Below are 21157 nucleotides of genomic sequence, written 5' to 3'. Positions count from 1 at the left end.
CATCACAGCTGGCAGGATAGAACGTATGACTTATTCGGCTGCGGAAAACCGCTATGAAACCATGCCCTACCGCCGCGTCGGACGCAGCGGACTGAAGCTCCCGGCCATCTCGCTGGGCCTGTGGCACAACTTCGGCGACGACAAGCGCTTTGACGAACAGCGCTCCATCCTGCGCCGTGCCTTCGACCTCGGCGTGAACCACTTCGACCTTGCCAACAACTACGGCCCGCCGGACGGCTCCGCGGAAACCAACTTCGGCCGCCATCTCCAGGACGACTTCAAGCCCTACCGCGACGAGCTGATCATCTCCACCAAGGCCGGCTACTACATGTGGCCGGGCCCGTACGGTGAATGGGGCTCCCGCAAATCGCTGCTGTCCAGCCTGGACCAGTCCCTGCAGCGCATGGGACTGGATTACGTGGACATCTTCTACAGCCACCGGCCGGACCCGGATACACCCATGGAAGAGACCATGGGAGCCCTTGATCACGCTGTCCGCTCGGGCAAAGCCCTGTACGCCGGCATCTCCTCCTACACTCCGGAGCAGACCATCGAGGCCGCCCGGATCCTCAAAGAACTCGGCACTCCGCTCCTCATCCACCAGCCCAGCTACTCTATGCTGAACCGCTGGACCGAGAACGGCACCCCCAACCTGTACGAGGCACTGGACCAGGTGGGCGCCGGTTCCATCGCGTTCTCTCCGTTGGCCCAAGGCATGCTGACGGACCGGTACCTCAACGGAATTCCGGCTGACTCGCGGGCGGCCAAGGAACGCTTCCTGTCAGAATCAGCCCTCACGGAAGAGAAGCTTGACCGCGTGCGCGGCCTGCGCGCCATTGCCGAAGGCCGGGGACAGTCCCTGGCCCAGATGGCCATCGCATGGATTCTGCGCGATCAGCCCAAGGGATCATCCGTAACCTCGGCACTCGTTGGCGCTTCCAGCGTCAAGCAGCTCGAAGATACGCTGTACGCCATCAACAACCTGGAGTTCTCCCAGGAGGAGCTGACAGCGATCGACGAGTTCGCCGTCGAATCAGACATCAATCTGTGGGCACAGAAGTAACAGCCCGCCGGGCATAGCCCGGACGTAACACTGTGCCGGGGCCGGCCGGGAACAATTCCGGCCCCCGTACAGTTAGTTAGAATGTTAGGGCGCCCCATGGCGCTGTGCCCGTCCGCCGCCGTCGTAGTTTCATTCATGGCCGCGAAGGGCACCTGAAGTTTGTTCTCAAAGGAGTTCCGTGTCTTCGAATCCGATTCGTGTTGCAATCGTAGGTGTGGGTAACTGCGCCGCCTCGCTGGTCCAGGGTGTCCATTACTATCGGGATGCCGACCCCCAGGCCACGATCCCCGGTCTGATGCACGTTGAGTTCGGCAAGTACCACGTCAATGACGTCCAGTTTGTTGCGGCGTTCGACGTCGATGGCAAGAAGGTGGGTGTTGACCTCGCTGACGCCATCCTGGCCAGCGAAAACAACACCATCAAGATCGCCGACGTCCCGCCCACCGGTGTGATCGTGCAGCGCGGCCACACTCTTGACGGACTGGGGAAGTACTACCTCGAAACCATTGAGCAGTCCACGGAGGAGCCGGTCAATGTTGTCCAGGCTCTGAAAGACGCCAAGGTTGACGTTATGGTCTGCTACTTGCCCGTTGGTTCTCAGGAAGCCGCAGAGTTCTACGCCCAGTGCGCCATTGACGCCGGTGTTGGCTTCGTGAACGCCCTTCCGGTGTTCCTGGCCGGCACCAAGGAATGGGCCGATAAATTCACCGCTGCGGGTGTGCCGATCGTTGGCGACGACATCAAGAGCCAGATCGGTGCCACCATCACGCACCGCGTTATGGCCAAGCTGTTCGAAGACCGAGGCGTCACGCTGGACCGCACCTACCAGCTGAACGTCGGCGGCAACATGGACTTCAAGAACATGCTGGAGCGCGACCGCCTCGAATCCAAGAAGATCTCCAAGACCCAGGCTGTGACGTCCAACGTCGAAGCCTATATTGCCCCGCGTGACGTCCACATCGGCCCGTCCGATTACGTCCAGTGGCTCGATGACCGCAAGTGGGCCTTCGTCCGCCTCGAAGGCCGCAACTTCGGCGACGCCCCGGTGTCCCTGGAATACAAGCTGGAAGTCTGGGACTCACCCAACTCCGCCGGTGTGATCATCGACGCCATCCGTGCAGCGAAGATCGGCCTGGACCGCGGCATTGGCGGGCCGCTGTTGTCCGCATCGAGCTACTTTATGAAGTCCCCGCCGGAGCAGTTCAACGACGACCTCGCCCGCGACAAGGTTGAAGCCTTCATCCGCGGAGACGTGGAGCGCTGACCATTCACCTCCCACCCGGTTGCTCTATCACGTGTGGTTCCCAAATCCCTGGTTTGGCTGCCACAAGTGATAGAGCAACTGATGTTTAACGGGGACGGAGGGCGAGCCGGACTTTGCGGACCGCACCGCGGAAGTCGTCGGCCAGATCTTCTGCGTTGAATTTGACATACCTCCACCCCGCAGAGTTGAACGATTCGTCCCGGCGATTGTCGCGGGACTGCTGCTCGCGCGTGAGGTGATGGCCGCCGTCGTACTGGATGGCGATCTGATGCTCCCGGTAGCCGAGGGCCGCGGCGGGTGAAAACGGGTCATCCTGGACAATCCTCAGCTGCAGCTCAGGTTCGGGAAGTCCGGTAGCCGTCAGCGCCAGGCGCAGGAATGTTTCCGGCGCGGAATCGGCGCCGACAAGGATCACCTCCAGTGCCTGGCGCGCCTTGACGGTTCCTTTGAGCTTCGGGTGGCGCTTCAGCATTTCCTGCAGCTGCGGAATGGTTGCCCAGGGCTCGGCGCGGTACTCGAGGCCCGGTCGGGGCGACGGACCAGTTGGTCGCCGGCCGCAACGAGATCCTCAAGCGGCAGGGTTGGGGCAAGGTCAAGCCATGTCCGCGCCGGCGTTGAAATGCGGATGCCGTCCAGCTCTGTGACCTCGTCCTCGAAGGCAAGTACTGTATGTCCGACGACGCCCTGCCGCCGGACCGATGGCAACCCCCTGGGCTTGATGAGGTGGAGTTCACGACAGTCCCGGAACCAGGACGGGAGCCACAGTAGTGAGATCGGATGAACGGAGCCGGCCGCTGCTCAGGCCGGCGGACCGGGCCTCATGGACGGTGAATGGTGCGGTGGCGAGGTGGGCCGGCAAAGGCGCAGATGGACGCATGGGCACCATTGTTGCCCGGACGCCCCCGACGTCGCTGAAGTTATCCACAATCTGGCGGCACCCCTCCTCCACAGCCCCTCGCCGGTCCCGTTCGGGACCCAGCTATCTGCCCGGCTGCCCGGCCCGTTGCTCTATCACTTGTAGCCGTCAAAAGGGTGGAATGGGAACCACAAGTGATAGAGCAACGGGAGGGTCAGAAGAGCCCGACTGCGTTGCCGGCATCGTCCACGTCCATGCGCATGGCCGCGGGAACTGCGGGCAGGCCCGGCATGGTCATCACCGCACCTGTGAGGGCAACGATGAAGCCTGCGCCGGTCCTGGGGATGAGATCGCGGACGTGCACGGTGAAGCCCTTGGGCGCCCCGAGCTTGGAGGCGTCGTCGCTGAACGAGTATTGGGTTTTGGCCATGCACACGGGCATCCCGGACCAGCCGTTCTTCTCGATATCCGCCAAGCGTCTCAGGGCCGGCACTGAAAAATCCACGCCATCGGCCCCGTAAATCTCCTGCACAATGGTGCGGATCTTGTCCTCCACAGACAGCTCCAGGGCATAAAGGTGCCGGAAACTGCTGGGACCGTACACGGCTGCGGCCACCTTCGCAGCAAGTTCGTCGCCGCCGTCGCCGCCACCGCCCCGGCCCCACACATCGGCCACTGCGGCCTGCACGCCTTCGCGGCCACACCAGTCCAACAACCAGTCGAGCTCCTCCTGCGAGTCGGTGGCAAACTTGTTGATGGCCACCACCGGCGTGATGCCGAATTTCTCCACGTTGTGGACGTGCCGCTGCAGATTGACAACGCCGGCCGCCAAGGCTTCAACGTTGGGCACCTTGAGCTGATCCTTGGCCACGCCGCCGTGCATTTTCAGGGCCCGGACGGTAGCCACCACCACCACCGCCGATGGCGCAACATCGGCCACGCGGGCCTTGATGTCCATGAACTTCTCAGCACCCAGATCCGCGCCGAAGCCGGCCTCCGTGACCACAATGTCTGCCAGCCGGCGTGCCGTCTGCGTAGCGATCAGTGAGTTACAGCCATGGGCGATATTCGCGAACGGACCGCCATGCACCAGAGCCGGGGTGCCGGCAATGGTCTGGACCAGATTGGGCTTAATGGCGTCCTTGAGAAGCATGGTCAGTGCGCCCTGCACGCCCAGATCCGCCACCGTCACGGGCACCCTGGCATAGGTATAGCCGAACGTGATCCGGCCCAGACGCTCACGGAGATCCGCCAGATCCGTGGCCAGGCAGAACACGGCCATAATCTCCGAGGCCACCGTGATGTCGAAACCGTCCTGGCGCGGGACGCCCTGGGTGGGGCCGCCGAGGCCGATCACCACTTCGCGGAGCGAGCGGTCGTTCATGTCCAGCACCCGCTTGAATGTCATACGGCGCGGATCGATGTTCAGTTCGTTTCCCTGGTAAATGTGGTTGTCCACCAGCGCCATCAGGGCGTTGTTGGCTGACGTGACTGCGTGGAAGTCCCCGGTGAAATGGAGGTTGATTTCTTCCATGGGCAGCACCTGGGAGTACCCGCCGCCGGCCGCGCCCCCTTTCATGCCGAGGATGGGACCCAGCGACGGTTCCCGCAGGGCGATCATCACCTTGTGCCCGGCCTTGGCCAGCGAATCGGCCAGGCCAACGGTGGTGGTGGACTTCCCTTCGCCCGCAGGCGTGGGCGACATTGCAGACACGAGCACCACCCGTCCGGCGGGTGCCGGAGCCTCGAGCCGCGCGGGATCAATCTTTGCCTTGTATCGGCCGTAAAGCTCCAACGCATCCAGATTGATTCCGGCGGCCTCGGCGATCTCCTCGATGGGACGCATAACAGCCCGCTGCGCAATCTCCAGATCACTCTCAAGCGCATTCACGAAGTTGCTCTCAGACATCGTTGTCCTTTGGCTCAGGCCCCGCCGGTTGGCGCAGGCTCCGTTCAGGTGGTGTGGGCGGCAGCGGCCGTACGGCTCATCAGGGATTCATCGACGGCGGCGTGGTAGCTTTCCAGCGTAATGGCGGCGGTTCGCTGCCAGCCGGAGTTCTGGGCATGGACGGAGGCGGCGCGGCCCATGTCCTCTCTGGTGGCGGGATCGTCATAGAGGGCTTCCAAGACATCGGTCCAGTCCCCGGCGCCATGCCCTTCCACCAGCAGCCCGGTCCGCCCATGGCAGATGGCGCGGGAGAGCCCGCCCACCCGGGTTGCCACCACGGGGGTGCCGCAGGCCTGGGCCTCCAGCGCCACGAGCCCGAAGGACTCGCTGAAGGAAGGCATCACCACCACATCGGCGGAGCGGTACCAGCCAGCCAGCTCCGGTGCGCTGACCGGCGGATGGTGAGTAACGACGTCGTCCATTCCGGAAGCGCTGACCAGCGATTTGAGGTTAAAGTCCTTGGCCCCGCTCAGCTCACCGAGAATAGTCACCTGAAGATCAATGTCAGGGCGGCGGGAGCGCAACAGCGCGGCCGCCTCGACGAGGATCTGCGGACCCTTGAGACGCTGGATGCGGCCGGCAAACAGCAGATGGAAGGTGCTGGGGAGTACTCCGCGCTCGGCCCGTGACCGGCTGCGGAACGCTGGAGTGAACACCGCCAGGTCGACGCCGGGCGGGGCGATGTCGATGTGGTCGAAATCGGCGTCGTAGTGCGCCACGAGTTCGGCTGCCTCGGCGCCCGTGTTGGCTATCAACCGCGCGGCACCGTCGACAATCCGGTGTTCGCCCAGTTCCCGGCGGCGCGGTTCAGGCCGTTCGCCGGACTGCAGGAGCAGGTTCTTGACCTTGGCCATGGTGTGCATGGTGTGCACCAGCGGGATGCCCCACAACTCGGACAGCTCCAGCCCGGCCATCCCGGAAACCCAGTAGTGGGAATGGATGACGTCGTAGCGGCCATGCGGCTGGCGGAGCCGGATCTGTTCGATTTCCGCCACCATGCTGTGCAGCAGCTCCGGGAGCTCTTCCTTAGGGAGCTTCCGCGGTGGCCCTGCCAAGACATTGTGGACGCACACGCCGGGATCCGGGTGTTCGACGGCCGGCTGGTTGGCTGCCGTGGACCGGGTGAATATCTCCACTTCCACGCCGTTCTCCGCAAGCGCCGAAGCAAGCGCCCGGATGTAGACGTTCATGCCGCCGGCGTCGCCTGAGCCGGGCTGTTCCATCGGGGAGGTGTGCAGCGAGAGGAACGCGACGCGCTTGATCAGGGCCACGGAGCTCCTCTCGCTTTCCGGGGGCGCCCGCATTAGGCGTGCGCCCTGTTACTCCATCCGATAAAACACTACTCCTGTGCCTGCGCATATCCGTGGCGGGCAGCGGGCTGCTAACGTGGCGGCTGTGAGCGCAGCGGAAGATTCATCGATAGCACCCGCAGGATTCGAAATCCGCGCGGCCAAACGGTCCGACTGGCCGGGGGGCCATTCTGCAGCCCGTCATCCGGGCCGGCGAAACGTTCACCTGGGACCGCCGCACCACCGAGGAGGACGCCCGCAGCCTCTGGTTCAAGCCGGCGCCCGGGCAGGCTTCCATTGCGGTAAACCACGACGGCGGGGTGCTGGGCACCGGTGAACTGCACGCCAACCAGGCCAGCGCCGGCAGCCACGTGCTTCGAGATCCTGGCCACCATACCGGATGCCTTCAGCCACCCCACCCTCGGCTACGTGGGCTGCACGTGATGTACCGGAAGCTCTAGGGTGTGTTGCTAAACCCCTGATTTGATCCAGATCAGGGCCGAGGCCAAGGTGACGCCAGCGAGGTAGCTGCGTGCTGTTTTGTCGCTTCTGGTCGCGATGCCACGCCATTGTTTGAGTCGGTTGAAGCAGCGTTCAACGACATTTCGGCCTTTGTAGGCTTCCCTGTCGAAGGATCGGGGGCGTCCGCCTTTGGAACCGCGCCGAGCCCGTCCTGCGATCTGATCTGACCGCTCGGGTATCGTGACTTTGATTCCCCTGCTGGCCAGGTAGCCGCGGTTGGCGCTGGAGGTGTACGCCTTGTCTGCCAGCACCCGGTCGGGCCGGAAGCGTGGCCGTCCCCGGGAGCTTCCGGCGACCGAGATGGTCTCCAGCACTGTTTGGAAGAATGAGGTGTCGGCGGCCTGGCCGGCGGTGAGGACCAGGCCCAGCGGCCGTCCCTTGCCGTCCGTGGCAAGGTGGATTTTGCACGTCATTCCGCCTCTGGACTTGCCGATCGCGTGGTCGCCCGGCTCCTCAGCGCCGAGTTTCTTGTAATTCTGCGGGGCCCCCTGTGACCCGGGTAAGGGTGGCGCCATGCTGATGCACCCGGGTGATCGTCGCGTCCACCGACACGGTCCAGTCAACATCACCGGCGCGCTGGCCGGCTGCCTGCACGGCCGCGAGGACACTGGCCCAGGTACCGTCTCTGGACCAGTCCGCGAAGCGCCCGTAGACCGAGTTCCAGTTCCCGAACCTCTCGGGCACATCACGCCAGGGGGCCCCGGTGCGGAACCGCCAGACGATGCCCTCGACCGTCCGCCGCATGTCCATGATCGGACGCCCGTTCCCCTTCCAAACCGGGAAATGCGGTGCCATCAAAGCCCATGCCTTGTCAGAAATTTCCTGCCTTGCTGCCATGAATCAAGCCTGACGGAAATCAACCTTCAAAGGGTTTAGCAACACGCCCTAGGGCCGGTCCGCGGACGGCCGCCACAGCTTGCCCAGCTCCGGAAACGCTGCCTCATATCCGGCCAGCAGCCTGTTAGCGACGCCGGCGGAATCAATCAGCGGGTGAGCGGTAAAGGCCGCAAGCGCGGCATCCCGGCTGCCGTACGTTGCTGCGCTGACGGTGAGCCGCTCCACCGCCTTGACCCGCTGCATCAGCATCAATTGCTGCACAGCCGGCCGGTCCTGCGGAAGCGGCACTGCGCCGTCGGGGCCCACGCTGCAGGGAACTTCGACGACGGCGTCCTCCGGCAGCCCGGGAATGGCCGCCCGGGCGGCACCCGGGCCAGGCGCGGCTGAGTGGACCGTGTTGACTGTGTTGAGGATCAGTTCGGCATCCCCGTCCCCGGAGAGGGCCCGCATCACAGCCAGGGCAATCCGCTCGTAGCCGCCGCCGGCGAGGTCATCTTCATCGCGCTGCTCCCCGGCACCGCGCGCCTCCGCCAGATAGCCCTCTTCACGGGATCTCCGCGCGTCGTCCCACAGCCGGAACGCGTTCTCGCCCGCGGTTGCCAGGCGCGGGTATAGCTCCGATTGCTGGCCATGGATCGCCTCGCCCCTGGTCTGGGGCAGGGAACGCATGGCGCCCGCAGCCCGGCCCTGCCCGTAGTAGTAGAACAGGTACTCGTTGGGCAGGGCGCCAATCCCGGCCAGTAATGCCTGCGGGAACAGCCGGCCTTCCTCAAATCCGGCAAGTGCTGAGGGATCACGGAGCAGCCCCGGCAGCAGATCACGGCCGCCGGACTCCAGCCGGTACAGCCAGCCCAGGTGGTTCAGGCCGTAGTAGCCCACGCCGTCGAGCTTTCCCTCCGGCAGCGGCGCGCCGGCCGCCCTGGCGGCACGGTACACGAGTCCGCTGGCGGAATCGCAGATCCCGATCACTTTCCGGCCCAGCACCGGAACCAGTGCCTCCGTGACCATGCCGGCCGGATTGGTGAAGTTGATAAGCCAGGCAGCCGGGCAAAAATGCCGCATTTCCGTGGCGAGCTCCAGCATGGCCGGAATGGAGCGCAGCGCGTAGGAAATCCCGCCGGCACCCGTAGTTTCTTGTCCCAGCACGCCGAGGCTCTGGGCGACGCGTTCGTCGGAAGTCCGGCCGGCCGTCCCGCCCGGCCGGACTGCGGCGAAGACAACGTCGGCGCCGTCCAGCGCATGGCGGAGCGAGGTGGTGGTACGGACCGACGGGAGATGCCCGACGGCGGCGGCGTGGCCGGGGGCGGCGCGCCCGGCGGCCGCGGGCATCGCCTTGAGAACAGCGCTGATGGCAGCCAGACGCCCTGGATCGACGTCGTACAGCACCAGTTCGCTGACCAGGCCTGAATACGGTCCCGAGATCAGCGCCCGGTACACCAGCGGAACCCGGAATCCGCCGCCCCCGGCAATCATGAGCCGCATGTCCAGCAGTCTATGCGGTGAGGGAGGGTTCGCGGGTTCTGTTCAGGGGCGCAGCGACGGCGTAGTGTGCCGAACATGGACGCCATTCCCGCACGCAGGTTCGACCCCCTCCATGACATCCGGACACCGACGGACAAGGGCTTCGATCTGCTGCTGGCAGGAACGGTGTTCCAGGACATCATTTTCACCGGACTGCCACACGCACCGGAGCCGGGCACCGAAATCTGGAGCGAGGGCATGGGCAGCTGCCCCGGCGGGGTTGCCAACCAGGCCATCGCAGCGGCCCGGCTGGGTCTCAGGACCGGACTGGCCGCTGCCTTCGGGGACGACGGCTACGGGGACTATAACTGGAAAATCCTGGATTCCCAGGAACACGTGGACCTGTCCCTCTCGCAGAAGATTCCCGGCTGGCATTCGCCGGTCACGGTATCCCTCAGCGTCCACCAGGACCGCTCCATGGTGACCCACGGGCATCCGGCGCCGGTGAGCTCCTCGGAACTGATCGGCACACCGCCCCCGGCACTTGCCGCCGTCGCGGATCTGGGCGAAGAGCTGGAACCCTGGGCGCTCGCGGCCCACAGCTCAGGCGTCAAACTCTTCGGCGATGTGGGCTGGGATCCCAGCGGCGCATGGTCCCCGGCCCGGCTGGACAATCTCCAGTACTTTCACGCTTTTATGCCCAACCAGCGCGAAGCCATGGCGTTCACAGGGACCGACGATCCCTGGGCGGCCTTGTACTCCCTGGCTGACAGGGTGCCGGTGGCTGTGGTGACGCTGGGCGCTCAGGGAGCCATGGCTGTGGACTCGGAAACCGGCGAGGAAGAGTGGGTACCCTCCCTGCCAGTGGCCGCTTTTGATCCCACCGGAGCCGGTGACTGCTTCGGTGCCGCATTTATTGTCGGCAGCCTGGCTGGCTGGCCCCTCAGCGACAGGCTGCGCTTCGCCAACCTCTGCGCCTCCCTGGCGGTCCAGGAAGTGGGTGGCTCCCTGGCGGCGCCGGGCTGGGGCGACATCGCAGACTGGTGGCAGCGTGCCAACGCACGCCGGGAACGGCAAAGCAGCCAGTGGCTCCGGCGTTACGGGTTCCTCGCTGAGATAGTCCGGGATGTGCCCCAGGAAGCGCAGCGCCGTGCCACGGCCACGATCGCGCACCTTTCGGACGCCTGACCCGGCGTACTACCCGTTGCTTTATCACTTTGAGGCCCTAAACCCGCGGTTTGGCAGCCCTAAGCGATAGAGCAACCGGTGTTTCCAGGAAACTTTGACGCCGGATCAGCCAATCCCAGTTCGGCCCCGGCTGACTTCAGGGACGCTGCGGTGCTGGCCGGCACTAGAATCGTTAGGTGACTTACCCAGCATCAACCGGTGGCATTCTGCCGTCCGCACACGCGGCGCCGGTTCCCGCCGATGAACGCTCCGCCATCATCGATCTCGAAGCCATCCGCCACAATGTCCGTAGGCTGGCGGCAGCCGCATCGCCGGCGCAGCTCATGGCGGTGGTCAAGGCCGATGCCTATGGCCACGGTGCCGTTCCGGTAGCGAGGGCAGCCCTCGAAGCAGGGGCCAGCTGGCTGGGAGTGGCGCACATTTCCGAAGCTCTGGCCCTCAGGGCCGCCGGCATCGATGCCCCATTGCTTGCCTGGCTGCACACGCCGGAAAGCAACTTCGGCGCGGCAGTCGCGGCCGGCGTCGACATCGGGTGTTCAGGCTGGGAGCTGGACCGGATTGTCGCAGCTGCCAGGGAGCAGGAACGGCCGGCCCGGATCCATCTCAAAGTGGACACCGGGCTGGGCCGCAACGGCGCCACCCTGGACGCGTGGGATCATCTGGTGGGCGAGGCCGTGGAATACCAGGATGAGGGGCTGCTGCGGGTGGTGGGCGTCTTCTCGCATCTGGCCGTGGCCGACGAACCGGAGCGCCCGGAAACCGACGAGCAGCTCGCCGCCTTCCGCGAGGTGCTTGCCATCGCCGGGGACGCCGGCGTGGATCCCGAGGTCCGGCACCTGGCAAACACCCCGGCAACACTGTCCCGCCCGGACACACACTTCGATCTGGTCCGTGTGGGGCTTGGCATCTACGGACTGTCACCGTTTGACGGGCAGACTTCCGCCGAGCTGGGCCTTCGCCCGGCCATGACAGTGCGCACCGTGGTGGCGCACTGCAAGGATGTTCCGGAAGGCCAGGGCGTCTCCTACGGGCTGAACTACCGGACCCCCGGCCCCAGTACGCTCGGGCTCATCCCCCTGGGGTATGCCGACGGCGTGCCACGGGTGGCCACCGGCGGACCCGTGCGAGTCGACGGCGTGACCTACCCGGTTGTTGGCCGGATCGCCATGGACCAGATGGTCATCGACCTCGGCAACAGGGGCGTCTCCGGCGGCGGCCGCAGCCTGCTCGGCGCCGAAGCCGAGCTGTTCGGCGACGGTGCCGACGGCGGGCCCACGGCCGACGATTGGGCGCGTGCCGCGGGTACCAACAACTACGAGATCGTAACCCGGATCAGTTCCCGCGTTCCACGGCGGGTCATCAACGAAACGCCGGCACCGTGAGCCTCCAGCCCGGCGGGGCCGAGCCACTCCTACGGTGGGAGACCGCCGTGGCGGTCACGACGGCGGAGCAGACCCATGCGCTCGCTGCCGCTTTGGGAGCGGTCCTGGAAGCCGGAGACCTGCTGGTCCTCACCGGTGAGCTTGGCGCCGGGAAAACGACCTTCGCCCAGGGGGTGGGGGAGGGGCTTGGCGTCCGCGGCGGCATCATCTCGCCCACGTTTGTGCTGGTCCGCATCCACCCCAACCGGCCGGAGGGGACACGGCCAGGCGGCCCGGACCTGGTCCACGTTGATGCTTACCGGCTGGAATCGGCACGGGAGATTGACGGTATCGATCTGGAAAACACCCTGGATACGGCCGTCACGGTAGTGGAGTGGGGCCGCGGAAGGGTGGAGCACCTGAGCGGGAGCCGGCTGGACGTGGAGCTGCACCGGGCCATCGGGACTGGTGACATGGGAACTGGTGAAATCGGGATTGGCGGATCCACAACTGACCAGGACGGAACCCTTGATTTTGACACCTCGGACAATGACGAGCCCCGCACCATCGTCTTGCGCGGCTTCGGTCCCCGGTGGGCGGAGCAGCCCATGCTCACCGGAAGGACCGGAGGGAAGTTCTGATGCTTATCCTTGCCATTGACACCTCTGCCGTGGCCAGCGCGGCGCTTGTCTCCGATGACGCCATGGAGGGTGTGGTGGGCAGCTTTTCCACCGAAGACACCCGCAGCCATGCCGAAGTTCTGGCGCCAGGAATCGAGGACCTGCTGACGTCGGCCGGAATCACCGGTGCGGACATCGATGCGATCGTCACAGGCGTGGGCCCGGGGCCGTTCACCGGGCTGCGTTCCGGCATTGCCACCGCCCGGACACTGGCTTTCGCGTGGGGCAAACCCCTGTACGGCCTGATGAGCCTGGACGCGATAGCTCTTGAGGTTGCCGAATCCACCGCCGCCGTTCCTGAGTTCGTCGTGGCCACCGATGCCCGGCGGAAGGAAGTCTACTGGGCCCGGTACACACTCTCCGAAGGGCAGTTGCCGCGTCTTGCCGATGGTCCGCGCGTGGGGTTTGCCACGGACCTCCCCGCCCTTCCCGCGTACGGTGCGGGTGCGGGGCTCTATGCGGACGTCCTGGACGCCAACCCGGACTTCAGCGCGGAGCAACCGGATGCACTTTACCTGGGTCAGTTCGCCCTGGCGCGGCTGGCAGCGGGGGAGGAACTGTTGGACTCCACACCCCTTTACCTCAGGGAATCGGACGCACGCGTACCCGGACCGCGGAAGCGGGCTCTGTGAACGGCGCTGCCGGGCCGGGCCCGGACGGAGTCTCCTTCCGTGACATGACCGTTGCGGATGTGCCGGAAGTGAACGAACTTGAGCGCAGGCTCTTCCCCACGGACGCCTGGCCGCTGCACATGTTTTTTGATGAGCTTGCCCAGTCAGGAACGCGCCGCTATCTGGTGGCGGAATCCGGCGCGGGAATCGTTGGCTACGCAGGACTGATGTGCATCGAACCCATTGCAGACATCCAGACCATCGCCGTCGTTCCGGAGTTTGAAGGAAAAGGCGTCGGTTCGGCGCTCCTTACCGAACTGATCAGCGAAAGCAGGCGCCGCGGGGCCGCTGACGTTCTGCTCGAGGTCCGGGCGGACAACCCCCGGGCCCAGCAGCTGTACCTGAGATTCGGCTTCGAGCAGATCCATGTCCGGCCAAGATATTACCGCGACGGCGTCGACGCCCTCATCATGCGGCTCCAGCTCGAAGACATCCTCCCCCTGCATGAGGGTCTCCTGCATCAGGGCCCCGGACAAGAGGACAACTTCCGCCATCCCGGCGAGACCACCCCGACGGAGGCAAACCAGTAATGAACCGTTCCCAGCCGCTCGTGCTAGGCATCGAGTCCTCCTGCGACGAAACCGGCGTCGGCATAGTCCGTGGAACGGACCTCCTGACCAACACCGTGTCCTCCTCCATGGACGAGCACGTCAGATTTGGCGGTGTGATACCGGAGATCGCATCACGTGCCCACCTGGATGCCTTCGTGCCCACGCTACAGGCAGCGCTCGCCGAGGCAGACGTGACGCTGGAGGAGATCGACGCCATCGCCGTCACCTCCGGACCAGGACTGGCCGGTGCCCTGATGGTGGGCGTGTGTGCGGCGAAGGCGCTGTCCGTGGCCACGGGAAAACCGCTGTACGCCATCAACCACCTCGTGGCCCATGTGGGCGTCGGCCTCCTGGGCTCAAGCCCCGGATCAGCGGGGAAGGCCGGACACGGCCCATCCCTCCCGGAGAATCTGGGCGCCCTGCTGGTTTCCGGCGGCCACACTGAGATCCTGCGGATTCGCAGGATCACGGACGACGTTGAGCTCCTTGGCTCCACCATCGACGACGCTGCCGGCGAAGCCTACGACAAAGTGGCCCGGATCCTGGGCCTTGGATATCCGGGCGGCCCTGCCATCGACAGGCTGGCCCGGGAAGGCAACACCAGGGCCATCCGGTTCCCGCGCGGACTTACCCAGCCCAAGTACATGGGTTCCGCCAAGGAGCCCGGCCCCCACCGCTACGACTGGTCCTTCAGCGGACTCAAAACGGCAGTGGCCCGCTGCGTGGAGCAATTCGAGGCCCGCGGCGAGGAAGTGCCCGTGGCGGACATCGCCGCGGCGTTCCAGGAAGCTGTGGTGGACGTCATCACCTCCAAGGCGGTGCTCGCCTGCCGGGAGAACGGCATCACCAACCTGCTGCTGGGCGGCGGCGTGGCAGCGAACTCCCGTCTCCGCCAGCTGACCGAACAACGCTGCTCCGCCGCCGCCATCACGCTGCATGTCCCGCCGCTGGATCTCTGCACGGACAACGGGGCCATGGTCGCCGCCCTCGGCGCCCAGCTGGTCATGGCCGGCATCGAACCGAGTGGAATCGGTTTCGCCCCGGATTCGTCCATGCCCGTCACAACGATTTCCGTGTGAACTACGCAGCAAGAACGGCCGGCGGCAGCAAAGAACGGCCCCGGGCAGCACCGTTCAGGCGGGCTCGGGCCGTTCTGAAGGTTGGCTGTTGGGCGGTGACTAGGCGGTGGGTCCGTTCCGCATCTGCTTGACCAGGTCCAGCACAACGGCCTGAAGGTCCCCGCCGTGCTCCGCTGCCACCCGCCTTTGGCGCTGGTAGCCGGCGCCCCGGCGGATAATCTTCTCGACATCGGCCAGTTCGTCCGGGCAACCGAGTTTCGCCGCGATGGGTTCGAGCCGGTTGAGCGTCTCCAGCAGGTTCTCCGTGACGAGCTGCTCCTTGCCCTTGGCATCCAGAATGATGATCGCTTCAAGGCCATACCGTGCCGCACGCCATTTGTTTTCCTGGATGTGCCACGGCGGCATGGTGGGAATTGTGCCGCCGTGGTCCAGGGTGGTGGAGAACTCGTGCACGAGGCATTGGGTCAGGGCAGCAATCGCCCCGACTTCCTCCAGCGTGGCCAGACCGTCACAGATCCGCATCTCGATGGTGCCGAGGTTGGGCACCGGCCGGATATCCCAGCGGATTTCAGAGAGGGTGTCGATAACCCCGGTGGTGAACATGTCCTGCACATAGGACTCATATTCATCCCAGTTGGGGAACTGGAAAGGCAGGCCGGCGGTGGGCAGTTGCTGGAACATGAGTGCGCGGTGTGACGCATAGCCGGTGTCCTCCCCGCCCCAGAACGGGCTGGAGGCGGACAGCGACTGGAAATGCGGGAAGTAGTTGACCAGGCCGTCCAGGACCGGGAGAACTTTTTCGCGCCGGTCCAGGCCAATGTGCACGTGCACGCCGTAAATGACCATCTGCCGGCCCCACCACTGCGTGCGGTCGATCAGTTTGGCGTACCGCGCCTTGTCGGTAACGGGCTGGAGCTGCGGCGGACTGAACGGGTGGCTTCCGGCGGAGAAGACCTCCACGCCCATGGGATCGGTGATCTCGCGCACCGCCGCCAGTGACCGGCTAAGGTCTTCTTTCGCCTCTGCCGCGGTCTCACAGATTCCGGTGACGAGTTCCACCGTATTGAGCAGTAATTCCTGCTTGATGTGCGGGTGTTCGTCATCTTCATTTAGTTCCGGGTGTTTGGCGGCTACGCCACGCAGGACCTCATTGGCCACAGACGCCAATTCTCCGGTCCGGCCGTCCACCAGCGCGAGTTCCCATTCCACACCAAGAGTTGATTGCCTGGATGAAGCAAAATCAATCTTCATGTGGTCCCCTCGCTCTTCTGCTGTCTGTATCCGGCCCTTCCTGGCAGCTTCCATCTGACGGGGTGGCTGGCAGGAGAGCGGGTGTTTCAAGTCTAGTGCAGGGGTAGCATCGAGATGATGGCTTGGTTACAGGGAACGCGTGACTGTTTTCACAGGATAACCCTCATTTCGGCGGGGCTGACGGTATTGCTGGCGCTGGCGTCCTGCATGACGGCGCCGTCCCCGGCGCCGTCCCGGGGAGTCCCCGCCGAGGGGTCCGTCACATCGGGTTCACCTGCAGATCCATTCACGACGACGCCGTCCCCGCCAGCCGCTACCCCCTCATCGGATCCAGAGGTACTGCCCCTGGGCTGGGGGCCGCAGCAGCGGGACCTGGACGCAGCCACGGCCGCGGTGGCCAGCATGACCACCGGCCAGAAAGCCGGCCAGGTCCTGATGCCGTTTTACCCCGGCCTCGACGACGGGGCGCAGGCTGCCACGATAGAGCGGCTGCACCTGGCGGGCTCAATCATTATGGGAGACAACGTCCCCCGGACCGCAGACGGGCTGGTGGACACAGCTGCGATGGCTGCCGTGACGGCGCGCCTTTCCGGCGCCAGCCGGTCCGACGGCAGGGACTGGCCGGGGCTCATCGGGGTGGATCAGGAAGGCGGTGCCGTGGCCAGGCTGGGCGCCCCGCTGACGGAATGGCCGGCACCGATGGCTTATGGCGCCGCCGGCAGTCTCCCGCTTGCCACAGATGCCGGACGGGCGCTCGCTGCGGAACTGGCGTCCATTGGCTTTAATGTTGATTTCGCGCCTGACACCGATGTCACCATGGGCCCTGCGGATCCCACGATCGGTGCGCGGTCCATGTCCGGCAGTCCGGAAGCGGTGGCCCGGCTGGGCGTGGGCTTCTCCCGGGGGATGCTGGCAGCGGGCATGTTGCCGGCCGTCAAGCACTTTCCGGGCCATGGGTCCGTCACCGTGGATTCCCATCTGGGACTCCCGGTCCAGAAAGCATCCGTGGCCGAGCTTCAGGCCAGGGATTGGAAGCCGTTTCAGGATGCCATCAACGCGGGCGTTCCAATGGTCATGACCGGCCACATCGCCGTTCCGGCGCTGGAACCCGGCGTGCCGTCGTCGCTGTCCAAGGCTGCCTACGCCGCCTTGCGCGGCATGGGTTTCCACGGTGTGGCCGTGACGGATGCGCTGAACATGGCTGCGGTTGAACAGCAGTTCCCCGGCGGATCCGCGGCACCGGTGGCGCTCGCCGCAGGAGCGGACCTGCTGTTGATGCCCACGGATGTGGAAGCGGCCCACGCGGCGATTGTCAGTGCTGTCTCCGCAGGTTCCCTGCCGGCAGGGCGCCTGGACGAGGCCGCGCGTCGGGTGGTCACCATGATGATCTGGCGGGGACGCGAAGCAGCAAGGCCGCACACCACGCAGCCGCCTGCGGCCCCGGGGAGCGGGCAATCCCTCTCAGCGCAGGTGTCTGCCGCCGCCATCACCATGCTGTCCGGACAATGCACGGCCCCCTTGGTGGGCGGAAGCGTCCGGGTGTCCGGCGGATCCGCCCAGGACAGGTCCCGCTTCGAGGCCGCCGCACGCGACGCGGGACTCGGGCTGGGCAGCGGGCCCCTGGTTAACCTCATCGGCTACGGTGGGGGAACCGTCGGCGGGGACGTAGCCGTAGCACTGGATGCACCATGGCCGCTCGCAGCGTCTGCAGCCCCGGTGAAAATCGCACTGTACGGACGAAGCCGGGGAGCCTTCGGTGCGCTGCTCGCCGTCCTCACCGGGAAGGCGGCTGCGTCCGGAAAGCTGCCGGCCGCCGTCGGCAGTTTTCCTGAAGGCAGCGGCTGCCCTTAATCACTTTGCTAATGAGAATGAATTGCATTTAGACTTGAGTCATGCACCTCTCGATCGTCAGCTCACTTGATACCCAGTGCCGCCAAATCGCCACGGCCCGTCTGGACCGGACCCACGCGAAATCCGTGGTGGTCCATCATGACCTCCTTGACGGGTCAATCGTCCTGCGCCGGATATTCAGTGGCGGTGTGCTGACTGAACGCGAAGAAACCGCACTGGAACACGGCTGCCTCAGCTGCACCGTCCGGCTGGATATTGTGCCCACCGTCCAGCGGCTCATGGCTGCCGGCTACCGGCACGCCGCGCTGGGCCTGCCGCCCGGAGTCTCCGTAGAGATGGCTGTGGCCGCATTAGAAGCGGGCCTTGACGGGCCGGTGACTGTTGACAACGCAGTGCTGGCAGTGGATCCGGCAGAGGTGGAAGACAAGATCTGGGACCGGCACACCCTCTACGAGTCCGGGTTCACGTCGATGCCCGGCGATGACAGGACCAGCGGCGAGTTTCTGATCGGCGAACTTGCCCATGTGGACACGGTCATGATCCAGCCAGGCCTCAGCACGGAACTCAGCGGCACCGCGGGGGAACAGAGTTTGGACTGGCGCCGTGGGCTTGAGCTGATGTCACAACTGGCGCCGCACGCCACGGTGGCAGCAGCTGGGGACGGCTTCCGGCCCGGCTGCTATGACGGACCGGAAGCCATGTCCCGCTGCCGTCCCGGGGAAGTCAGGATCCCTGTCACAGACCGCACCGGCCAGTTCTGTACTGTCCTCCACCGTGTGGAGCGGCCGCTGCACCCTGCCCGGTTCAGGGAGGCCCTCCCGCGCCTTGCCGAGGGCTCGCACTGGATGCGCGGCCAGCTATGGATCGCGACAGCAGCGGATCTCCGGATTGCGCTGCAGGGAATAGGCCCCCGGCTCTGGCTTGAAAGCACGGTCAGACTGGCAGCCCGTTCCGCCCCGACACTTCAAAAAATTGCCCGCCCCACACTATTGCCTACCGAAGGAAAACCCATGAAAGTCAGAAACTCTCTCCGCGCACTCAAGAAGATCCCGGGTTCGCAGATTGTGCGGCGCCGCGGCAGGACCTTTGTCATTAACAAGAAGAATCCCAGGCTGAAGGCGCGCCAGGGCTGAACGCTGTCGGTTTGTACGCTGTTGGTTTAATGGGCAGGTGCCGATTCTGAATAAAGACATGACCTTGTGCATCTCACTCTCGGCGCGGCCGAGCAACAACGGGACGCGCTTCCACAACCACTTGTACCAGCAGCTGGGGCTGAACTGGATCTACAAGGCTTTTGCACCGACAGATCTGGCCCAGGCCATTGCCGGCGTGCGCGGACTGGGTATCCGGGGTTGCGCCGTGTCCATGCCGTACAAGGAGGACGTGATCGCCCTTGTGGACGTTATGGATCCGTCGGCCAAGGCCATCGATTCCGTCAATACCATCGTCAACGACGGCGGACGCCTCACGGCCTACAACACTGACTACACGGCCATTGAGCAACTGCTTGAACGTCATGCCGTACCCAGGGACTATTCGGTGCTGCTGACCGGCGCCGGCGGCATGGCCAAAGCGACCGTTGCTGCCCTGCGTGACGCCGGTTTCACCGAGGTGACGGTCATTGCCAGGAATGAGGTTGCGGGCCGGGCGCTCGCCGCACAATATGGTTTCCGCTGGCAGGGGGAACTCGACGGCGGCACGGCGGACATGATCATCAACGTCACGCCCATTGGCATGAAGGGCGGTCTGAAAGGCGGGCCGGAGGCTGAATCCCTGCCCTTCCCGCTTGAGGTGATCGACGCCGCGAAGGTGGTGTTCGACGTCGTCGCGCTGCCGGCGGAGACACCGCTGATCAAGGTTGCCCGCGCGGCAGGCAAGACCGTGATCACGGGAGCCGAAGTGGCCACGATCCAGGCGCTGGAACAGTTTGTGCTGTACACCGGCATCAGGCCCACCGACGAGCAGGTCCGGGCCGCCGAGGAGTTCACCCGCGCGCACTAGGGCGACTCAGGAAGGGGTGGCTAGACCGGTTCCACCGAGATGGCCACCTTGTCTTCCCCGATGCGGGTGAGGACCAGGGTGGCCGTGTTTTTGCCCGTATTCTTTCCTCCGGACTTTCCACCCGGAAGCAACTGCTTGCGGAGCTCTTCCGGAGTGACGGACGTGCCGCGCTTTTTGATGTCCAGCACACCGATGTTGTGCGCTTTCACCCAGGCCCTGAGTGCCTTGACCTTGAGGGGCATGACTTCAAGGACCCTGTACGCCCGGGCAAACGGGGTGTCCAGCAGTTCCGGGGCGCAGATGTAGGCGATGTGCTCGTCCACCAGATGCCCGCCCAACCGGATAGCGACGTCGGCCACCAGCCCGGCGCGGATCACGGCACCATCGGGTTCGTACAGGTAGCCCTCCACTGGGCCCACGGGCGCCAGCGGACCGCCGTCGAAATCCTCTGTGCTGGTGATTTCTGCTGCTCCCTGGGGGCCGATCAGGAGCGCTGCCCTGCGGATTCCCGGACGGCGCACGCCATTGAACCAGAGCGTCACTTCGGTGACGTCCCCGGCAACCGAGACCCACTGTGCCTCGCATCCGGCGGGGACGGACTCGTGGGGTATGCCGGGCCCCATCTTGACGCCCACCGCGCGGCCGGTTTCCGCGAGGGACTCCACAAACGACAATGGCGGGGAAAACGCCTCCGGATCCCAGATTCGTTTGGTTCCCGACGACGATGTGGTGCGGCGCGCCGGATCCAACCAGACGCCGTCGATTCCGTCCAGGGATACGGCTGTGGCATCCGAATGGACCACCGTGGCATGCGGGAATGGAATCAGGTTCATGGTGGCGCATGCGGCCGTCGTTTCGTCCAGCTCAACCGCTGTTACCGTGATGTCCATGGAGGCCAGCGCCATGGAATCGGCACCGAGGCCGCAGCCGAGATCGGCCACGTGAGTGACGCCGGCTTCCGTGAAACGCTGTGCGTGCCGGGCCGCTACGTTCAGCCGGGTTGCCTGCTCCAGGCCCGCCTGGGTGAACAGCATCTGCCGGGCAAATTCGCCGAACTTGGCATCCGCCCTGGTACGAAGCCTGGACTGCGTGAGCAGGGCCGAGACCAGTGCAGCGGAGTGGCCGGCCTTCCGGAGGGCGGAATTGAGCGCGAATGCCTGGTCCTCGCGGTACGGCCCGAGGGTTGCCAACAGCTCCCAGCCTTCACTGGTGAGCAGCGGTGCTATCTGGTCCTGCGGTGCTTCAGCCATGGGATCCAGCGTAGTGGAGGAGGGCGTCGGCCGG

Annotated in this window: 19 protein-coding genes; 11 read left to right on the top strand and 8 right to left on the bottom strand. The window is 65.3% G+C overall.

All coding sequences use genetic code 11. From position 1 onward, the window contains the following. Positions 1-25: 25 nt before the first annotated feature. On the top strand, positions 26-1063 hold the full coding sequence (gene mgrA, locus ACQCST_RS14965) for an L-glyceraldehyde 3-phosphate reductase (protein WP_426996534.1): 1038 nt from the start codon (positions 26-28) through the stop codon (positions 1061-1063). A gap of 178 nt (positions 1064-1241) precedes the next feature. Next, positions 1242-2327, top strand: a complete 1086-nt coding sequence (locus ACQCST_RS14960; protein WP_426996533.1) for an inositol-3-phosphate synthase — start codon at positions 1242-1244, stop codon at positions 2325-2327. Between the two features lie 85 nt (positions 2328-2412). On the opposite strand, the gene ACQCST_RS14955 is transcribed toward ACQCST_RS14960, so the two are convergent. The 6 genes from ACQCST_RS14955 to ACQCST_RS14930 all read right to left on the bottom strand — a co-directional run bounded on the left by ACQCST_RS14955 (position 2413) and on the right by ACQCST_RS14930 (position 9261). Beyond that, entirely contained in the window at positions 2413-2799 is a 387-nt protein-coding gene (locus ACQCST_RS14955) for an endonuclease domain-containing protein (protein ID WP_426996532.1), read from the bottom strand. 258 nt (positions 2800-3057) lie between these two features. After that, positions 3058-3252, bottom strand: a complete 195-nt coding sequence (locus ACQCST_RS14950; RefSeq protein ID WP_426996531.1) for a hypothetical protein — start codon at positions 3250-3252, stop codon at positions 3058-3060. A gap of 145 nt (positions 3253-3397) precedes the next feature. Then, positions 3398-5092 (bottom strand): formate--tetrahydrofolate ligase, encoded by a 1695-nt coding sequence (locus ACQCST_RS14945; RefSeq protein ID WP_426996530.1) that lies wholly within the window; start codon positions 5090-5092, stop codon positions 3398-3400. A 44-nt stretch (positions 5093-5136) separates the two neighbouring features. Next, entirely contained in the window at positions 5137-6402 is a 1266-nt protein-coding gene (gene mshA, locus ACQCST_RS14940; protein WP_426996529.1) for a D-inositol-3-phosphate glycosyltransferase, read from the bottom strand. Positions 6403-6890: 488 nt separating this feature from the next. Then, a protein-coding gene (locus ACQCST_RS14935; RefSeq protein WP_426996528.1) for an IS5 family transposase occupies positions 6891-7779 on the bottom strand; the annotation gives its coding sequence in 2 pieces (ribosomal slippage) (positions 6891-7430 and positions 7432-7779; 888 coding nt in all). 48 nt (positions 7780-7827) lie between these two features. Next, complete coding sequence (locus tag ACQCST_RS14930; RefSeq protein WP_426996527.1) at positions 7828-9261, bottom strand: 6-phospho-beta-glucosidase; 1434 nt, start codon at positions 9259-9261, stop codon at positions 7828-7830. A gap of 75 nt (positions 9262-9336) precedes the next feature. Between ACQCST_RS14930 and ACQCST_RS14925 the strand changes: the two genes are divergently transcribed. From ACQCST_RS14925 to tsaD, 6 genes are all read left to right on the top strand, one after another. Next, entirely contained in the window at positions 9337-10428 is a 1092-nt protein-coding gene (locus ACQCST_RS14925; RefSeq protein WP_426996526.1) for a carbohydrate kinase family protein, read from the top strand. A 176-nt stretch (positions 10429-10604) separates the two neighbouring features. Then, positions 10605-11810: an alanine racemase gene (gene alr / locus ACQCST_RS14920; RefSeq protein ID WP_426996525.1), complete on the top strand. Its 1206-nt coding sequence runs from the start codon at positions 10605-10607 to the stop codon at positions 11808-11810. A gap of 47 nt (positions 11811-11857) precedes the next feature. Next, entirely contained in the window at positions 11858-12430 is a 573-nt protein-coding gene (tsaE, locus tag ACQCST_RS14915; RefSeq protein WP_426996524.1) for a tRNA (adenosine(37)-N6)-threonylcarbamoyltransferase complex ATPase subunit type 1 TsaE, read from the top strand. Beyond that, positions 12430-13101, top strand: a complete 672-nt coding sequence (gene tsaB, locus ACQCST_RS14910; protein WP_426996523.1) for a tRNA (adenosine(37)-N6)-threonylcarbamoyltransferase complex dimerization subunit type 1 TsaB — start codon at positions 12430-12432, stop codon at positions 13099-13101. The genes tsaE and tsaB overlap by 1 nt, the downstream gene beginning before the upstream one ends. Positions 13102-13145: 44 nt before the next feature. Next, entirely contained in the window at positions 13146-13670 is a 525-nt protein-coding gene (rimI, locus tag ACQCST_RS14905) for a ribosomal protein S18-alanine N-acetyltransferase (RefSeq protein WP_426996522.1), read from the top strand. Continuing rightward, complete coding sequence (gene tsaD / locus ACQCST_RS14900; RefSeq protein ID WP_426996521.1) at positions 13670-14770, top strand: tRNA (adenosine(37)-N6)-threonylcarbamoyltransferase complex transferase subunit TsaD; 1101 nt, start codon at positions 13670-13672, stop codon at positions 14768-14770. The genes rimI and tsaD overlap by 1 nt, the downstream gene beginning before the upstream one ends. A 99-nt stretch (positions 14771-14869) precedes the next feature. On the opposite strand, the gene ACQCST_RS14895 is transcribed toward tsaD, so the two are convergent. Next, on the bottom strand, positions 14870-16021 hold the full coding sequence (locus tag ACQCST_RS14895; protein WP_426996520.1) for a glutamate--cysteine ligase: 1152 nt from the start codon (positions 16019-16021) through the stop codon (positions 14870-14872). 207 nt (positions 16022-16228) lie between these two features. On the opposite strand from ACQCST_RS14895, the gene ACQCST_RS14890 reads away from it, so the two are divergent. The 3 genes from ACQCST_RS14890 (at position 16229) to ACQCST_RS14880 (ending at position 19873) form a co-directional block, all read left to right on the top strand. Continuing rightward, positions 16229-17872, top strand: coding sequence for a glycoside hydrolase family 3 protein (locus ACQCST_RS14890; protein WP_426996519.1), 1644 nt, complete (start codon positions 16229-16231; stop codon positions 17870-17872). A gap of 1010 nt (positions 17873-18882) precedes the next feature. Continuing rightward, entirely contained in the window at positions 18883-19005 is a 123-nt protein-coding gene (ykgO, locus tag ACQCST_RS14885; protein WP_426999196.1) for a type B 50S ribosomal protein L36, read from the top strand. Positions 19006-19042: 37 nt separating this feature from the next. Then, a complete protein-coding gene (locus ACQCST_RS14880) occupies positions 19043-19873 on the top strand; it encodes a shikimate 5-dehydrogenase (protein ID WP_426996518.1) in 831 nt (276 codons plus the stop codon). Between the two features lie 20 nt (positions 19874-19893). Here the strand turns inward: ACQCST_RS14880 and ACQCST_RS14875 are convergent, their stop codons facing one another. Continuing rightward, positions 19894-21123 (bottom strand): THUMP-like domain-containing protein, encoded by a 1230-nt coding sequence (locus ACQCST_RS14875; protein WP_426996517.1) that lies wholly within the window; start codon positions 21121-21123, stop codon positions 19894-19896. Positions 21124-21157: the final 34 nt, after the last annotated feature.

The sequence above is a fragment of the Pseudarthrobacter sp. N5 genome (genome assembly GCF_050157035.1).
Taxonomy (GTDB): domain Bacteria; phylum Actinomycetota; class Actinomycetes; order Actinomycetales; family Micrococcaceae; genus Arthrobacter.
This window is presented reverse-complemented; position numbering and strand designations above follow the sequence as displayed.